This window comes from Desmonostoc vinosum, assembly GCF_059505385.1.
In genome coordinates, this window is sequence record NZ_JCACKM010000145.1 from 1 (window position 1) to 17,341 (window position 17,341).

At 42.8% G+C, this 17,341-nt stretch carries 8 protein-coding genes and 1 pseudogene; 8 read left to right on the forward strand and 1 reads right to left on the reverse strand.

Annotation, left to right across the window (positions count from 1 at the left end):
* The first annotated feature begins 167 nt into the window (after window positions 1-167).
* The 6 genes and pseudogenes from AC5JMF_RS20860 to AC5JMF_RS20885 form a co-directional block, all read left to right on the forward strand.
* Window positions 168-713 (forward strand): J domain-containing protein, encoded by a 546-nt coding sequence (locus tag AC5JMF_RS20860; RefSeq protein ID WP_495797627.1) that lies wholly within the window; start codon window positions 168-170, stop codon window positions 711-713.
* Between the two features lie 42 nt (window positions 714-755).
* Window positions 756-1,028 carry a DUF3143 domain-containing protein gene (locus tag AC5JMF_RS20865; RefSeq protein ID WP_495797628.1) on the forward strand — a complete coding sequence of 91 codons (273 nt, stop codon included), beginning with the start codon at window positions 756-758 and terminating at the stop codon, window positions 1,026-1,028.
* A gap of 122 nt (window positions 1,029-1,150) precedes the next feature.
* Complete coding sequence (locus AC5JMF_RS20870; protein ID WP_495797629.1) at window positions 1,151-2,422, forward strand: hypothetical protein; 1,272 nt, start codon at window positions 1,151-1,153, stop codon at window positions 2,420-2,422.
* 256 nt (window positions 2,423-2,678) lie between these two features.
* The gene (locus tag AC5JMF_RS20875; protein WP_495797630.1) at window positions 2,679-5,069 is read left to right on the forward strand and encodes an eCIS core domain-containing protein; all 2,391 of its coding nucleotides are present in this window, start codon (window positions 2,679-2,681) and stop codon (window positions 5,067-5,069) included.
* Window positions 5,066-5,878, forward strand: coding sequence for a hypothetical protein (locus tag AC5JMF_RS20880; protein WP_495797631.1), 813 nt, complete (start codon window positions 5,066-5,068; stop codon window positions 5,876-5,878). Before AC5JMF_RS20875 ends, AC5JMF_RS20880 begins: the two co-directional genes overlap by 4 nt.
* A gap of 36 nt (window positions 5,879-5,914) precedes the next feature.
* Window positions 5,915-6,004 (forward strand): annotated as a pseudogene (locus AC5JMF_RS20885) (peptide-methionine (R)-S-oxide reductase); the annotation flags it as partial.
* Here the strand turns inward: AC5JMF_RS20885 and AC5JMF_RS20890 are convergent.
* Window positions 5,985-6,122, reverse strand: a complete 138-nt coding sequence (locus tag AC5JMF_RS20890) for a hypothetical protein (RefSeq protein WP_495797632.1) — start codon at window positions 6,120-6,122, stop codon at window positions 5,985-5,987. The pseudogene AC5JMF_RS20885 and the gene AC5JMF_RS20890 sit on opposite strands and share 20 nt — an antisense overlap.
* 199 nt (window positions 6,123-6,321) lie before the next feature.
* Between AC5JMF_RS20890 and AC5JMF_RS20895 the strand changes: the two genes are divergently transcribed.
* Complete coding sequence (locus AC5JMF_RS20895; RefSeq protein WP_495797633.1) at window positions 6,322-11,727, forward strand: trifunctional serine/threonine-protein kinase/ATP-binding protein/sensor histidine kinase; 5,406 nt, start codon at window positions 6,322-6,324, stop codon at window positions 11,725-11,727.
* Window positions 11,728-11,897: 170 nt separating this feature from the next.
* Window positions 11,898-17,255: a trifunctional serine/threonine-protein kinase/ATP-binding protein/sensor histidine kinase gene (locus AC5JMF_RS20900; protein WP_495797634.1), complete on the forward strand. Its 5,358-nt coding sequence runs from the start codon at window positions 11,898-11,900 to the stop codon at window positions 17,253-17,255.
* The last annotated feature ends 86 nt before the right edge of the window (window positions 17,256-17,341 follow it).

Below are 17,341 nucleotides of genomic sequence, written 5' to 3' on the forward strand. Positions count from 1 at the left end.
GGTGCGCGGCGCGGTTACACCGCGCCATTGCTTGTGACACTTGCGTAAGTCCTGATAGCCATTGTGTTTACCATACTCAGCACTCAGCACTTTCAACTCAGCACTCTTCACTAGCGTCTTTCCTCATTCACGATGGATTTAGAATATAAAAAACATATTTGAGCAAGGTGACTCATACAGCCGTGACTGACAACGGAGCAAAGCCACAAAGCAGTACCACATATTACTCCTTGCTAGGATTGCACCCCTCAGCATCGGTAATTGACATTCGGCGTGCTTATCGAGAACTGAGCAAACGCTATCATCCTGATACAACAGATTTGCCTGCTACTATTGCCACAGCCAAATTTCAGCAAATCAACGAAGCCTACGCCACCCTCAGCCACCCCGAACGGCGCTTGACTTACGATTTAAAAATTGGCTATTCCCGCTTTGGAGTAATTCAAGCACCCTCAGACTTGAATCGTCCCGTCTCAAACCCCTATGATTGGTCAAAATCAGCTTACCTTGATGCGAGCGATCGCCCCCTCTCCTCTGGCGAAATTTTTGCTTTATTTATCCTCGGGTTGACATTTTTAGGTTGTTTAATACTAGCGATCGCTATTGGTATAACTCGTGGTGACGCTACATTTCCTACTCAACTACCACAACCTACTTCATCCATGCAACAGCATATTACCTATCTGTCTGCTGTAACTAAATTACATCTCTAGAAATTAACAATTAAAATTTTTATAGTTGATTTGGAATTGCTTATGTCTTCTCTTCCCTCTGACACCCCCTTGTATAACCATCCCCTGCCACAAATTGAACAGTGGTTACAAGACCAAGGCTGTCAACAAGACGAAACACAACGGCATTATTGGCATATACAGCGACCTAATTGGCAAGCAGAACTTTGGCTAGATATTGAACAAATTACCGTAAGATACATCCAGGCTGGAGAAAGCGGTCAAGACATCCAACGCTCATTTAAATATTCTCTTAGCCGTGAAGATGTGGAACAAGCTGTGTTTTCTGGGCCATAGGGAAGTGCTGAGTAGGCTTCAGCTTGAAAAGATAGACCAAAGTCGATAGTGATCGCATTTTCACAAAGTGTAAAATTTGCTAGTAAAATCCATAGATTTACCCACTGATCAAGGAAGGTGAGATGAGCGATCGCACGTTTGGGCACAACAAAGTCAGTACATCAACTTTTTCCAATCCATCGCTTGTCTCATCAACTATCCCGACGCTGGCGAACCCAACACGCGGCTTTGGTTCGCCAACAAATGAGGAATCAACCAACCTTGAAGAAGAAATGCAGTCTGCTGATGAGCAATCCTTGTTATCAGAACCCATTCAGCAACGGTCTTTTGGACACGACATTAGTCGCATAGCATTGCGTCGTCCCCAGACGGTAGGAGAACATCAAAAACCCATTCAAAGGGCAGCGACTAACCTCGTGCAGCGTGACAAAACATCAGACCAACTCAAGGATCTTGAAACACGAACCAAGTTATTAGAGAAGAAAACAGCTGCAACTCAACTTGACCTCAAGTATCGAGCCTTATTCGGTGAAAAAACCTCAAATTACAAACAAATTGTGTATCGACTCACAGGAGCGTTTCAAAGCGCTCTGAGCGGATACCAAGGCGCTCACGGCAAACAAGCAGCTCGAGATGCTGTGATCGACCAAATAGCTGCAACTCTAGTGGTAGTTGCAGGAGCAGCAGTTCTCGAACCTTTCCTCACTAGTGGTCTTGGCAAACTCCAACAACGACTTGGCAAAATTAGTCAGACAATCGCCGAAGTTAACATCGCTAAAGCTGTGGAGAAACTAGAAAATCCCCTGAACGCCGCAGCATCAGGGAGTGGAAATATAGCGACGACGAGTGCCGCCGGAGATCGGGCTACAAATGCCCCTCAACCACCAGGATTTCCAGCAGGCACGGGAGGAGGAACAGGAGGAGGCGACCCGCTCTCGTTCCTGACATCCAACATGGAAGCAATCGAAACACACAATCAGAAGCTTGAGGCAGCCTTCAGTAATCGGGCAACACAGTATGATGCTATGACCCCAGAGCAATGGGAAAAATGGAGCAAGGAGACACAGGAGGCCTCGTATAGCACTCTTCTTAAGGATCTTGACACTGTAGCGTTGGGTGATATCGGTAAGTTAGAAGGTGCCCCGACACTAGCGGCTAAGATAGAGTTATATATGTGGGCAGCTTGGATCAAGACACAGATTGTACCAGGTGTCAAGGGTCTACAGCTCGGTGGCCCCTTGGCGAAACGGCTCAAGGAATTGGGGGTTGAAAGTTTAGCTAATGTCAGATTTGACACTGAATCTTGGATTTTTATGGCTCATGAGCCACGAGGAAAGTGGGAATCCAATCTCCATAATTGGGCACTGGGTTGGTCGCAGCCATTGACAAAATAGTTCTTGAACATTGCCCCGTAAATAGCAGCCAAGAAACACCTGCATATATTTTTACCGCTCAACTAACCAAAAGCGATCGCTGGCAATTAAAGTTACTCCTACTCGTCCAAAAACCAGGTAAATACTGAAATAGAAATTGGCGATTGGGTCTGATGATATAGACCAAAGTCGATAGCGATCGCATCTCCAGAAATTGTAAGATTTAATTTACTAATAAAAAAATCATAGCTTTACCCATCAATCAAGGAAGGGTGAGATGAGCAATAGTCACACCTTTGGACGCAACAAAACAGGTACATCAAATTTTTCCAATCCATCGCTTGTCTCACCACATACCCCAACGCTAGCCAACCCTACACGTGGCTTCGGTTTATCAACAAACAATGCGATCGAAACAGCCACAGAGGAATCAACCAATCAAGAAGAAGCGCAGACTGGCAATGAAGAATCCTTGTTATCTGAAATTGTTGAAAAACGCTCTTTTGGACATGACATCAGTCGCATAGCACTGCATCGTCCCCAACCAAAACTGACGGTAGGAGAACCAGGGGACAAGTATGAGCAAGAGGCGGATCGAGTAGCAAATCAAGTAATGCGGATGGTCGTGCCCCGAAAACTGAACGCTCCTACCCCACACCCTGTACAAAATTCCTTGCAGCGCGAATGTGCAACCTGTCAAGAGGAAGAGGAAGCACAAACTCAGCCATCCATACAAACGGCTACCGATAGTGACTTACAGGCAGAAGATAGTATAGAAAGTCAGCTCAACACTAGTAAAGGTGAGGGAAGCCCGTTATCAGCTGAAGTGCGAGACTTCATGGAACCCCGCTTTGGTACTGACTTCAGCCAAGTGCGAGTGCATACAGGCAACAACGCAGCGCAGATGAACCAAGATCTCAGAGCGCAAGCATTTACACACGAAAAAGATATTTACTTTGGAGCAGGCAAGGCACCAGCTAAAGATGAATTGACAGCCCATGAATTAACCCATGTGGTGCAGCAAACAAGTGAAGTTCAACCACCGCACGTTAACAAAAAACCTAACCACACAATTAGCTCCCAAGCAATACCAGTTTTGGCAGGTCAAACACCAACTAGCCAAGTATTGAATCATTTACAATCTTTAGAAAAAACTTCCCATCACGACTCCTCACTTTATCGGCAAGAGATTCTCCAGTTTCAGCAGAAAAACTCCTCAGAAAAAATCACTGCTTCCCAACAACAAATTCTTGAGCAACACAAACCCGTAAATATTCAACAAAGAGATAGTTCGCCAACTTTAAGGCGATGTGGTGGGGGTAGTAGTAAGCCTTCTGTTAACGCTGAAAAGGTTGAATTTACATCTAGTCACCCCCTAACTACTCATAGCGGAGATCCCAAGATTAATCCAATTTGGAAACCAGGTGCCGTTGATCATGCCGCTGCTTATACCAAGGGTACGAACCCAGTTGTTAACGCTCGGTTTGTCAATGTGGGAAGCACTTTGCCTGGACTTGATGCCGGAGGTGATGCTGGAAGTGATGGAGGAGCTGATGCAAGTGTTCCTCCCTCTGTTTCTGTGCGTGTCAAAGAAAAAGGAACTGTTCTTGGTACAAAGATTGGTATCACTCCTAGTGGTAATGCTATTGACATTACAGGTTTGACGTTATCCGGGCTAACTGGCTCTACCGAAGTCCGCAAGAGCAACTACAACCTGGAATGGGAAGGTTCAATAGATGGTACTACCTGGACACCAATGACTACAACAGGAAGCCACCTACTTTACTGGCTTCATGCCGCTCCTTTAGCAACTCCTCTATATAATTTTGCAGTTGATAAAGCCACAGGTTACGCGTCGGGAGCAACTGATATCCCGGCTGCAATCCGCTCCGGACTCCGTGGTGACGTCAAATATGATCCAGCCGATCCAATTAATCCCGATCCGCTAACAGTCTATAAAGATGGTGTAGCGATTTGTACTGATTTTGGTAACTTATTGACTCTACTTGCCCGTTCTGTGGGATTTAATGCTAACGCTGTGATGTTTTGGGGAGGCTTTGAATCAGTAGGTAAGAATGTTTGGGTTGTTTTGGGTGGGCCCTATGGTGCTATTAACCTCGTTAATACCAGAAGTCCAAATCCAGCTTATAACAAACCACTTGCTCCAATTTCACCTAATGGTTGGGCATTTAACTATCACGTTATATCTCGGATTGAAGGTACATTACATGACGCAGCATTAGACCGTACAGATATTGATGCTCAGGCTGCACACGATGGCAAAGTTGTGCATCTTGTAGAACTCGGTTCCACTACGCTTCCCAAAGCTAAAAAAGGCAAAGCCTACAGTCAGACTATTCCGCGCAAAGACCATACAGTGCAAGTAACTACGCGAGATTACGGCCCTCAAATCACCAAGAGTGTCTTTGCCACCGATATTTTTGTAGTACCAGCAGGAAGTACGTCTCCTGTGAATGTACCCGTACAGTGGAGTTTAAGTGGAGGTTCCCTACCCCCCGGTCTTAGCCTTAATTCCTTAACAGGTCTTATTAGTGGTACAGCTACTACCAAGGGGATATTTACTCCTAACATCCAAGTACAAACACCGCCAGCACCTGGGCCTACCTTAACTAATACATCTTCATTAAATATTGAAGTTGACAAATGAATAAATTAATGCGTTTAACACTCATTAGTTTGTTGATCATTCTTGCCATAGGAGTTTATACTGTGCAAGCGAATAAACCCTCGCGTCCATCATTACAACCGCTCTCGTCAACAGAGCGAATAGAGGCAGAAAGTGTTATTGGTGCTTACTCCTTTTTAGAAGAACAAACAACTGCTGCCATCAACCTGCCATCAATAGACAACCTCTTACGAGGTACATCTGTTACTGTTTCTAGGATTAACGCCGAAAAGGTAACTAATCCAACTTTGGTCAAACGCATTTCTGATGAATTAGGTCGGCTTTTAGGTGGGTGGTTCAGTCAAGACTTAACTCCTTATATCCATCTTTATAAAAGTTTGGTTTCACAGGAGATGCAGGAATACTATACAAACGGTGGAATGACCACACACTTAGACAAGCCAAAAACGGCATTCTACTATCTGGCATTTCAAGTAGTTCCTTGGCAGGTTCAGGCATTAGGAGAATTGGGAGTTTTTCATTCCATCTCCATTAGTCAACCGCTCACCAAAGCCAAAGCTCTGCAAGAAGGAGGACACCCAGTTCCTCGTCCTTTGGGTGCGATTGAACCTTTTCTAGCTGATGTTACCCCAAATCTGCCGATCGCCAAACTGAGCGATCGCTCTGGCGAACACACGGTTAATGTCTTCGATACTTATCTCCAAGATACTTGGCTCACCATCAAGGCAGGTGTACGTCTGAGTTTAACTGCTGATAACAAGGAGGTTTCAAGTGAACATCCTTATCATTACAGTATTCGGCTCAACCTTGACCTTCGCAAATCAAAATAAGTAGCCATTGTCCGCTAGAATTCTTGCTGTGATTCAGGTCATGTATTTGGCGACGGCCCTGCCCCTACTGGTCAACGCTACTGCATGAATGGGATTGCTCTCAAGTTTATTCCTGAGTCAGATTGACAACTGTAGCTTTCAGGGGGCGATCGCTTTTAAGTGCTTCATCAGCGATTTTAGCCAGGCTTTTTTGTTTGACAAGTATGATTGGCTCATTGATCGCTTCAAGGGCAGTGAGTTCCACCTCAAAAGCTGAATCAGGGCTCTGACAGTGTGTTCAACCAAGACACCATTCCAGCTCATTTGCCGACTGGAGAACATCAGCGTTTTATTAGTTCCTTCAAATCAGCGAATGCACAGCGATCATGTAGCTTTTTTTGCTTTGTTAGTGAAATATTTTAGGCGTATGGGAATACTAAATCTGGTATTTTAGGTTTAGCACTATGTTTAGTATTCCCGGATATCGTCTTACTGAAGAACTCTACAATGGTTCTAGAACCTTGGTTTATCGAGGATATCGAGAGATTGACTCATTAAAAGTAGTGATTAAACTCCTGAAAAATCCTTATCCCAGCTTTAGTGAACTAGTGCAATTTCGCAATCAGTACACCATAGCTAAAAACCTTCACTCACCTCAAATCATCCAAATTTATAGCTTAGAACCATACCAAAATGGCTATAGCTTGGTGATGGAGGATTTTGGAGGAATTTCCTTAAAAGAATATTTCATATCATCACAGCCGCGATATGTTGCATCTCTACAGGAGTTTTTACAAATAGCGATCGCCCTCTGCGACACCTTAAATATATTATATCGAGAGCGGATTATTCATAAAGATATTAAACCCAGCAATATTTTAATTAACCCTGAAACCAAACAGGTTAAATTAATTGACTTTAGTATTGCATCTTTACTACCACGGGAAACTCAAACTCTTGTCAATCCTAATGTCATAGAAGGAACGCTAGCTTATATTTCCCCAGAACAAACAGGGAGAATGAATCGAGGAATTGACTATCGCACAGATTTTTATTCTTTGGGCGTAACTTTCTACGAATTACTTACAGGAGAGTTACCTTTTACATCAAATGACCCACTGGATTTGGTACATTCTCATATTGCCAAAATAGTACCATTAGTACACGAAGTTAATCACAAAATTCCCTTGGTTATCTCAGAAATTGTCAGCAAATTAATGGCGAAAAATGCTGAAGATAGATATCAGAGTACTTTAGGACTGAAATTTGACTTAGAGAATTGTTTACAACAGCTAGAGGCAACTGGTGAAATTAAATCCTTTAAAATTGCACAGAGGGATTTGTGCGATCGCTTCCTCATCTCCGATAAACTCTATGGTAGAGAAACGGAAGTAAAAACCCTACTCGAAGCCTTTGAGAGAGTTAGTCTTGGTGCAACAGAAATGATGCTAGTTGCAGGGTTTTCAGGAATTGGTAAAACAGCAGTTGTCAACGAAGTTCATAAACCAATTGTTAGACAACGGGGCTATTTTATTAAAGGGAAATTTGACCAATTTCAACGCAATATTCCTTTCAGTACCTTTGTACAAGCTTTCCGGGACTTAATGGGGCAATTGTTAACCGAAAGCGATCTCCGGTTAGAACAATGGAGAAACCAAATACTATCAGCAGTTGGAGAAAATGGACAAGTAATTATTGAAGTCATACCCGAACTAGAAAGAATTATTGGCGAACAACCACCTGCCATAGAGCTATCAGGAACGGCAGCCCAAAATCGATTTAATTTATTATTTCAAAAATTTACCCAAGTCTTTACCAATGCAGAACATCCCTTAGTGATGTTTTTAGATGATTTGCAATGGGCAGATTCGGCATCACTGAAATTAATACAATTATTAATGGCTGATACAGGTCATCTTTTCATCATTGGCGCTTACCGTGATAACGAAGTCAACCCAGGACATCCATTGATGTTGACTTTGAGTGAAATTCAAAAAAATCAAGCAATAATTAATACGATTACTTTAGCACCCTTGAGCCAATTACAAGTAAATCAATTAGTTGCTGCTACTCTTAAATGTCCGCAAGATTTGGCATGGAATCTTTCTCGACTGTTATATCAAAAAACTCAAGGTAATCCATTTTTTGCCACACAATTTATTAAAGCATTATATCAAGATGGGCTGATTAAATTTAATTTTGAGTTAGGCTGTTGGCAATGTGACATTGCTCAAGTAACGATGCAAGCAGTTACAGATGATGTTGTTGCTTTTATGGCACTCCAATTACAAAAACTACCGCCATCCACTCAACAGGTTTTGCAGTTAGCTGCGTGTATTGGCAACTCTTTTAATTTAGCAACTTTGGCTATTGTTTCGGAAAAATCTCCAATTGATACGGCTACTGCCTTGTGGAAAGCATTACAAGAAGGGTTGATTTTACCGATTGGAGATGTTTATAAGTTTTATCATAATTTGTCATTAGAAAATAACGAACAAATAATCAATGACCAAAGACAAACGACTGTTATATATAAATTTCTGCACGATCGCATTCAACAAGCTGCTTATTCTCTAATCCCGGCAGACCAAAAACAGGTAACTCATCTCAAAATCGGACAATTACTCCAACAAAATTTATCAGAGAGCGAAAAAGAAGAAAAGCTATTTGATATTGTCGGGCATTTGAATCTAGGAATTGAGTTAATTACTCAAAAGAGCGAACGGGAAGCTTTAGCCAGACTTAATTATTCTGCTGGACAGAAAGCCAGAAATTCTACAGCACATGCAGCTGCGAGAAGTTTTGTGCAAACAGGGCTGGAATTGCTGAGTACGAACTGTTGGCAAACTCACTATGAATTAACTCTGAATCTTTATGTGGCTGCGGCGGAAACTGCCTACTTGAATGCCGATTTTGAGGGCATGGAAGCAATGGCAACTCAGGTGTTGCAATCTGCCCAAACCATCCTCGACAAAGTGAAAATTTATCAGATCCAAATTAATGCCCTGACAAGCCAAAGTCAGATGTTAGAAGCAATTTCTTTAGGCAAAGATGCTCTAGCACAATTGGGGGTTGAATTCTCATCTGAACCTGACGAAGCCTTGATAGGAATGGCATTACAAACCCTTGCCGAGCGACTCCAGGGAAAACAGATTTCAGAACTCGTCAATCTCCCTATGATGAGCGAGCCTCGAATAATTGCGGCGGTGCAACTGTTAGTAATGTTGTTTTCACCCGTTTTTCAAAGAAATCCAGGCTTGCTGCCCCTGCTTTGCTCCACAATAGTGAGTCTATCTCTGCAATTTGGCAATACACCTGCGTCAACTATGGGGTATGCAAGTTATGGCATGGTGCTATCTGCTTTTTTAGGAGAGGTAGAAAAAGGCTATAGCTTTGGGCTAGTGGCTCTGGGCTTACTCAATCAGTTGGATGTGCGGGAATTCAAGTCCGCAGCTTTAGTTTGGGTTGGCAGTTGTATTCAGCATCGAATTGAAGCACTAACAGCAGTAATACCAACGCTGAAACAGGCATATCAGGCTGGAATGGAAACTGGTGATTTTCTAAATGCTGGCTACAGTATAATTAATTGTTTTAGTTATAGTTACTTTGCTGGAGTCCCTCTGGACGATTGGATACCAGAAATTGAAAATTACTGTATTGCCTTATCGGCTGTCAAGCAAGATTCTGCTCTGGCTCATTTGCAGATGACACAACAAACGGCACAGAACTGGAGAGAAATCGTTAATCAACCAGATTTATTAATTGGCACTGCCTACGATGAAACGGTGATGATTCCTATGCACGATCGCGTTAACGATCTGACTGCGCTTGGTTGTGTTTATATTTATAAACTGGTACTTGCCTATTTCTTTAAAAACTACACCAATGCCCTAGACTACATTGCTCTAGCTAACCGCTATTTGATAGGATTGCCAGGATTAGCTCATCATGCGGTTTTCTATTTCTATGCCGCATTAACCCACTTGGCGTTATTCTCGAATCAGTCAGAAATTGAGCAAGCTCACACACTAGCTCTGGTAGAAGCTCATCAAACCACTCTGTCTGAATGGGCGCGCTATGCCCGCATGAATCACCAACATAAAGTTGATTTAGTAGAAGCAGAAAAATGCCGAGTCTTAGGACAAAAAGCCGCAGCAATTGAGTTATTCGACAAAGCAATATCTGGAGCCAAAGCCAACGAATACACCCAAGAAGAAGCCTTAGCTAACGAACTGGCAGCCAAATTTTACCTTAACTGGGGCAAAGCGCGCATTGCTGGGCAGTACATGATTGAAGCCTACTACTGCTATGCTCGCTGGGGTGCGAAAGCCAAAGTTGCCGATTTGGAACGCCGCTACCCCAAATTGCTGGCTCCCATCCTGCAACAAACGCGCTCCGCCTTCTCGATTAACGAAACCATCTTTACCAAAGGAACCGTCACTTCGACCACTTCTTCGAGCGTCTCCGATTCTCTCGATCTGGCTGCTATTCTCCAAGCCTCTCAGAGTCTTTCAAGTGAAATCGAACTCGACAAACTACTTTGCAACTTACTGCATACTGTCATCCAAACTGCGGCAGCCGATAAGTGTGTGTTGATGCTACTTGAAGACAATTGCCTGATGGTACGTGCGTCGGCAGAGATTGCCGCTTCCGCCCAGATTGCAGCTCAAGTTTCCCCTACGCCTTTATCCGTTAACGAAAGTCTTGAAATCCCAATTAGCCTGATTAACACCGTCAAGCGCAGCTTACAACCTGCGGTGATTGCCGATGCCATGCTGCATCATAATTTTGCTGCGGATGTTTACATCCAAGTCCGACAGCCTAAAAGCATTTTGTGTAGCCCAATTTTGCACCAGGGCAAGCTGCTGGGCATGGTGTATCTAGAAAACAATGTGGCCACAGGAGCGTTTAATGGCGATCGCGTCCAACTGCTCACTCTGTTGTGCGCTCAAGCCGCCATCTCGCTGGAAAATGCTCGTTTGTATGGGCGATCGCAAAACTATGCTCAACAGTTAGAAGTGGCATTAAACGAGCTACAAAATGCCCAATTACACATAGTTCAAAGTGAAAAAATGTCTGCACTAGGTAACTTAGTTGCCGGGGTAGCACATGAAATGAATAATCCTCTTGGTTTTATTGCTGCTAGTCTCAAACAAGCTAAACCAACCATTGCGGATATTACCGAACACTTAAAGCTGTATCAAGAAATTCTCCCAAATCCTGATGAGTCAATTAAAGACCATGCTGAAGAAATTGACTTGGACTATACCTTAGAAGATTTACCGAAGATGATGAATGCAATGGTGATGGCGTGTGACAGATTGAAAAATATTAGCACTAGTCTTCGCACTTTCTCTCGCGCAGATAAAGATTACAAAGTGCCGTTTAATATTCACGAAGGTATTGATAGTACGATTTTAATTTTGAAACATCGTCTGAAAGCTAACGAACAACGTCCAGCAATTGAAGTGATAACTGAATATGGCAATTTACCTAAAATAGAATGTTTTCCTGGGCAATTAAATCAGGTATTTATGAATATCTTAGCCAATGCTATTGACGCACTAGAAGAATCGAACTGTGAGCGCAATTTTGAGAAAATTAAAGCCAATCCTAACCAAATTACTATTAAAACTTCGGTGGAAAATCATCTTTTAAAAATTGCTATTACTGATAATGGTAAGGGGATGAGTGAATTAGTCAAACAGAAAATATTTGACCATTTATTTACTACGAAATCTGTGGGTAAAGGGACGGGATTGGGATTGGCGATCGCCAAACAAATCATTGAAGAAACACACGGAGGAAAATTGATTTGTAATTCGCTTCTAGGTGAGGGTACAGAATTTATCATGGAAATTCCCGTATAACAGAAAGCATAAAATCCACTGGTGTATCGTCAGAGTCAGGAAGTTCTGCCGCCGTTGGCAGGGGCGGTAGAGGAACGGGGTGTTCCATAGAATAGGTTCCGTCGTAACAGAATAAATCAATTTTACGAGTTGGGAATACTAAATCTAGAAATTTATCAGATCAGCACAATATGATTAGCACACTTGTTAATCTTCCTGGATATCGCATTAGCGAACAACTCTACAACGGTTCTAGAACCCTAGTTTATCAAGCAGTTCGAGAAACTGATTCATTATCGGTGGTAATTAAACTGCTGAAAAATCCCTATCCCAACTTTGGCGAATTGGTACAATTTCGCAATCAGTACACCATCGCCAAAAACCTCCCCATTCCTGGAATAGTCCCACCCTTGAGTCTAGAATCCATCGGCAGTAGTTATGCCCTAATCATGGAAAATGATGGTGGAATTTCTCTAGAGAAGTATGCCCAACAACAGTCATTAGAACTAAAAGAAGTATTAGCGATCGCCATCCAAATCGCCGATATCCTGCATAATTTAAGTCAGCATCGGGTAGTACATAAAGACATCAAACCTGCTAACATTCTCATTCATCCAGAATCGAAACAAATCAAACTCATCGACTTTAGTATTGCGTCTTTGTTACCCAAAGAAACCCCAGAAATCCAAAATCCTAACATCTTAGAAGGCACTTTAGCATATCTCGCACCAGAACAAACAGGTAGAATGAATCGCGGTATCGATTATCGTGCCGATTTCTATGCTTTAGGTGTGAGTCTGTATCAACTGTTAACCGCTACCTTACCGTTTACCTCAGATGATCCCTTAGAGTTAGTACATTGTCACATTGCCAAGATGCCAGTAAGAGCTAATCAGGTAAATCCTCAAACACCTGCAATGGTAGCAGCAATTGTGACAAAACTGATGGCGAAAAATGCCGAAGACCGCTATCAGAGTGCATTAGGATTAAAACACGATCTAGAACAGTGTTTGACGCAATGGAAAGCGACGGCAGAGATTAGAGAATTTGAGTTAGGACAGCGAGATTTAAGCGATCGCTTCCTCATACCCGAAAAATTGTATGGTAGAGAAAACGAAGTTCAACAACTATTAGAATCCTTCGAGCGCGTTGCTGTTGGAAACAGCGAGATGATGCTCGTTGCTGGGTTTTCCGGGATTGGCAAAACGGCTGTTGTCAACGAAGTTCATAAACCGATTGTTAAACAGCGTGGCTATTTCATTAAAGGTAAATTTGACCAATTTAACCGGAATATTCCCCTCTTTGCATTTGTGCAAGCATTGCGGGATTTGATGCAGCAATTGCTCAGTGAATCTGATGTGCAACTGCAAACATGGAAAACCAGTATTCTCCAAGCTGTGGGAGAAAACGGACAAGTTCTGATTGATGTGATTCCCGAACTAGAGCAGATTATTGGCAAACAACCAACTGTTGTAGAACTATCGGGGAGTGCGGCACAGAATCGGTTTAACTTACTGTTTCAAAAGTTCATTGCTGTGTTCACAACAGCAGAGCATCCATTGGTGATATTTTTGGATGACTTGCAGTGGGCAGATTTAGCTTCTTTACAGTTAATCAAACTGCTGATGAATGACAATGGCTATTTGCTGATGTTGGGCGCTTATCGAGATAACGAAGTGTCGCCCGCTCATCCGTTGATGTTGACGGTAGAAGAACTCAAAAAAGCACAGGCAATTGTGAATACAATTACCTTGACACCGTTAGCTTTTGATGATACCAATCAACTGGTGGTAGATACGTTGAATTGTGCGCGGGAGGTGGCGCAACCACTAACTGAATTAATTACCCGCAAAACCCAAGGAAATCCGTTTTTCACGACACAGTTTCTCAAAGCGTTACATGATGATGGTTATATTAGCTTTGATTGCGATCGCCGTTATTGGCAATGTGATATAGCACAAGTGAAGGCGCTGGCACTCACCGATGATGTGGTAGAGTTTATGGCACTGCAATTGCAGAAATTGCCAGATGAGACGCGACAAATCCTCAAACTGGCAGCGTGTATCGGTAATCAGTTTGATTTGAATACATTGGCGATCGTATCAGAACAGTCATCTACAGATGCAGCAACAGCATTGTGGAAAGCCTTGCAAGAAGGCTTGATTTTACCCACTAGCCAGGTTTACAAGTTCTTCCAAGATGCTGAAGCATCTGACACAGAAAGTACAGTTAATCCCACGTATCGATTTTTGCACGATCGCGTCCAGCAAGCAGCTTATTCTTTGATTCCTGCTGAACTCAAAGAAGCAACTCACCTCAAGATTGGACAACTTCTGTTGCAGAATCGGGCAACGGCAGAACAAAACAGCCAAATTTTTGCAATTGTTAATCAGTTAAATAGAGGAATTGGGTTAGTTACCCAGCCATCTGCTCGATATGAAATCGCCCATTTAAATTTACTGGCTGGACAAAAAGCAAAAGTCTCTACTGCTTATGTTGCGGCACTAAATTATCTTGGCATTGGTATTCAGCTATTAGCTTTTGATTGCTGGCAGAGTCAATACGATTTAACCTTAGCAATTTACCAAGAAGCGGTAGAGGCAGCATATCTGAGCAGTAATTTTGACCAGATGCAGGAGTGGATTGAAGTTGTTTTACACAAATCCCTAACCTTATTAGACAAAATCAAAGTCTACAATGTCAAAATGCAGGCTTGTATGGCTCAAAACCATCTACCAGCAGCAATCCAAATAGGACTGCAAGTTTTGCAACTGTTGGGGTTAGAGTTTCCGGAAAATCCCCACCCATCTGATATTCAAACTCAACTAGAGGCAACTTTATCTGGCTTAACCAACAAATCTCCCCTAGACTTGATTGCATTGCCAGAAATGACCGATCCATTCAAACAGGCAGCTATGCAGATTCTCAATAGTCTGGCTCCCTGTGCCTACCAAGCAGCACCGTTGTTACTGCCGTTAATCGTATCCCAAGAGGTCAGCTTATCGATGCAATATGGCAATACGGCACTGTCTGCACCTAGTTACGGCTACTTTGGGGTAATTCTTTGCGGCGTTGTGGAAGACATCGAAACAGGCTATCAATTTGGTCAACTCGCTTTAAGTTTACTTGATCGGGTTGATGCTAAACATATTCAAGCTAGAACAATTTTTATCGTCAATGCTAGTGTTCGTCATTGGTGCGATCCTGTGCAAAAAACTCTAGAACCGTTGCAATTAGCTTACACTATCGGTCTGGAAACCGGAGATTTAGAATTTGCCGCCTTGTCTACCTATATCTACGTTTACCATGCCTACTTGTGTGGTCAAGAATTGTCAATGCTAGAACGAGAAATAGCCAGCTATAACGAAAAACTTGTGCAACTCAAACAGAAAAATTCCCTCAATTTCAATCAGATTCTGCACCAGACTATCTTAAACTTAATTCAGCAGACTCAAGAGCCATCTCAGTTGACTGGTAATATCTATGAAGAGCAAACCATGCTAATAGAACACCAGCAAGCAAATGATGCAACTGCTATTTTTTACGTTTACTTTAATAAGCTGATTCTTTGCTATTTGTTTGAGCAATTTTCTGAGGCTGTTGAGAATGCAGCAATAGCGGCATCTTACCTCGGAGGTGTGACAGGCAATTTTGTGGTTGTACCCTTTTATTTCTACGATTCTCTCGCTCAGATCGCACTATTCCCAGATGCTTTAGACGCCCAAAAACCCAGCATCCTCAACAAACTGCAAGTGAATCGAGAAAAAGTGCAGAAATGGGCGCATTATGCCCCTGCAAATCACCAACATAAACTCGATCTCATGGAGGCGGAAAGGTATCGAATTTCGGGCAACAAAATTGAGGCTATTGAATATTACGATCGCGCCATCTCTCTTGCTAAAGCCAACGGCTATATTCAAGAACAAGCACTCGCCAACGAACTCGCCGCCAAATTTTACCTCGATTGGGGCAAAGAAAAAGTTGCCGGTGGCTACATGCAAGAGGCTTACTACTGCTATGCACACTGGGGCGCAGCTGCTAAAGTCAAAGACTTAGAACACCGCTACCCCAAACTACTCGCACCAATTTTGCAACAACGACGCGCGTCTTTGTCGGCAAATGAAACGGTGTCTGCATCAATATATCTAACTAGTGCAACTCAGTCATCTAGTACCAGTATTTCTGCCACCCTCGACTTAGGAAGCATCCTCAAAGCATCACAAACCCTTTCTGCGGAAATTCAACTCGATAAACTCTTGGCAACATTGCTACATACAGTTCTCGAAAATGCTGGAGCAGACAAGGGAGCATTGCTAATGCCGCATGAGCATGAGTGGTTCGTGGAAGCGGTTGCTACTATCGCTCAACCAGCGCAGGTACAATCCATTACTTTATGCCACTGTTCAGAGATTCCCCACAGCTTAATTTACACTGTCAAACACAGTCTACAACCTGTTGTAATTGCGGATGCTGCTGTTCATCCTACTCTTTCTACAGATGCTTATGTTGTGCAACAGCAACCCAAAAGTCTGCTGTGTACGCCAATTCTGCATCAGGGTAAATTGATGGCGATTTTGTATTTGGAGAACCGTGTGACTGTTGGAGCATTTACAAGCGATCGCGTCCAACTACTAAACTTTCTCTGCGCCCAAGCTGCTATTTCCCTAGAAAATGCCCGATTGTATCAACAAGCCCAGAACTACGCTCAACAGCTTGAGCAATCTCAACTGCAAATTGTCCAAAGCGAAAAAATGGCATCTCTAGGGAATCTTGTTGCAGGTGTAGCGCACGAAGTCAATAACCCGATTGGTTTTCTCAATGGCAGCATCAACAATGCTAAAGAGTATGTACAAGATTTGCTGACATATCTAGAACTCTATCAGCAACACCATCCTCATCCAGCTTCCCCAGTCCAGGAAATGGCCGAAGATATCGATCTGGAATTTCTCAGTGAAGACTTGCCCAAGTTGCTAGACTCGATGACAGGTGCAAGCGATCGCATCAAGTCCATCAGCACTAGCCTACGTACTTTTTCCCGCGCTGATACCGATCGCAAAGTCACTGCTAACTTGCATGAAGGTATTGATAGTACCTTACTGATTCTCAAGTATCGCCTCAAAGCCAATCAACATCGCCCTGCAATTCAAGTCATACAAAACTATGGCGATTTACCACTAGTTAACTGCTTCCCTGGACAGTTAAATCAGGTGTTTATGAATATTTTGGCAAATGCGATCGATGCTTTAGAAGAATCAAATAGCAAACGCAGTTTTGAGGATATTCAAGCCAATCCCAACCGCATTACTATTACAACTTCGGTGGAAAATCATCTGGTAAAAATTGCGATCGCAGATAATGGTAAAGGGATGAGTGAATCAGTTAAACAAAAGATATTTGACCATTTATTTACTACCAAAGAAGTGGGGAAAGGGACAGGGTTGGGGTTGGCGATCGCCAAACAAATCATTGAATCAACCCACAGCGGAAAATTGATTTGCAACTCTGTTCTAGGTGAGGGTACAGAGTTTATTATTGAAATCCCCCTCTAAATTTTGCTACTTGCAAAAATGGCCCCTGACCAATTATATCATGTCCGTTTAAAGACTTATGATTTGGCTGACGCGGAGATAGGGAG

Excerpts from the sequence above, each read along its gene's own strand:
- AC5JMF_RS20880 (WP_495797631.1), top strand. The coding sequence starts at position 5,066 with ATGAATAAATTAATGCGTTTAACACTCATTAGTTTGTTGATCATTCTT.
- AC5JMF_RS20865 (WP_495797628.1), top strand. The coding sequence starts at position 756 with ATGTCTTCTCTTCCCTCTGACACCCCCTTGTATAACCATCCCCTGCCA.
- AC5JMF_RS20895 (WP_495797633.1), top strand. The coding sequence starts at position 6,322 with ATGTTTAGTATTCCCGGATATCGTCTTACTGAAGAACTCTACAATGGT.
- AC5JMF_RS20870 (WP_495797629.1), top strand. The coding sequence starts at position 1,151 with ATGAGCGATCGCACGTTTGGGCACAACAAAGTCAGTACATCAACTTTT.
- AC5JMF_RS20900 (WP_495797634.1), top strand. The coding sequence starts at position 11,898 with ATGATTAGCACACTTGTTAATCTTCCTGGATATCGCATTAGCGAACAA.
- AC5JMF_RS20875 (WP_495797630.1), top strand. The coding sequence starts at position 2,679 with ATGAGCAATAGTCACACCTTTGGACGCAACAAAACAGGTACATCAAAT.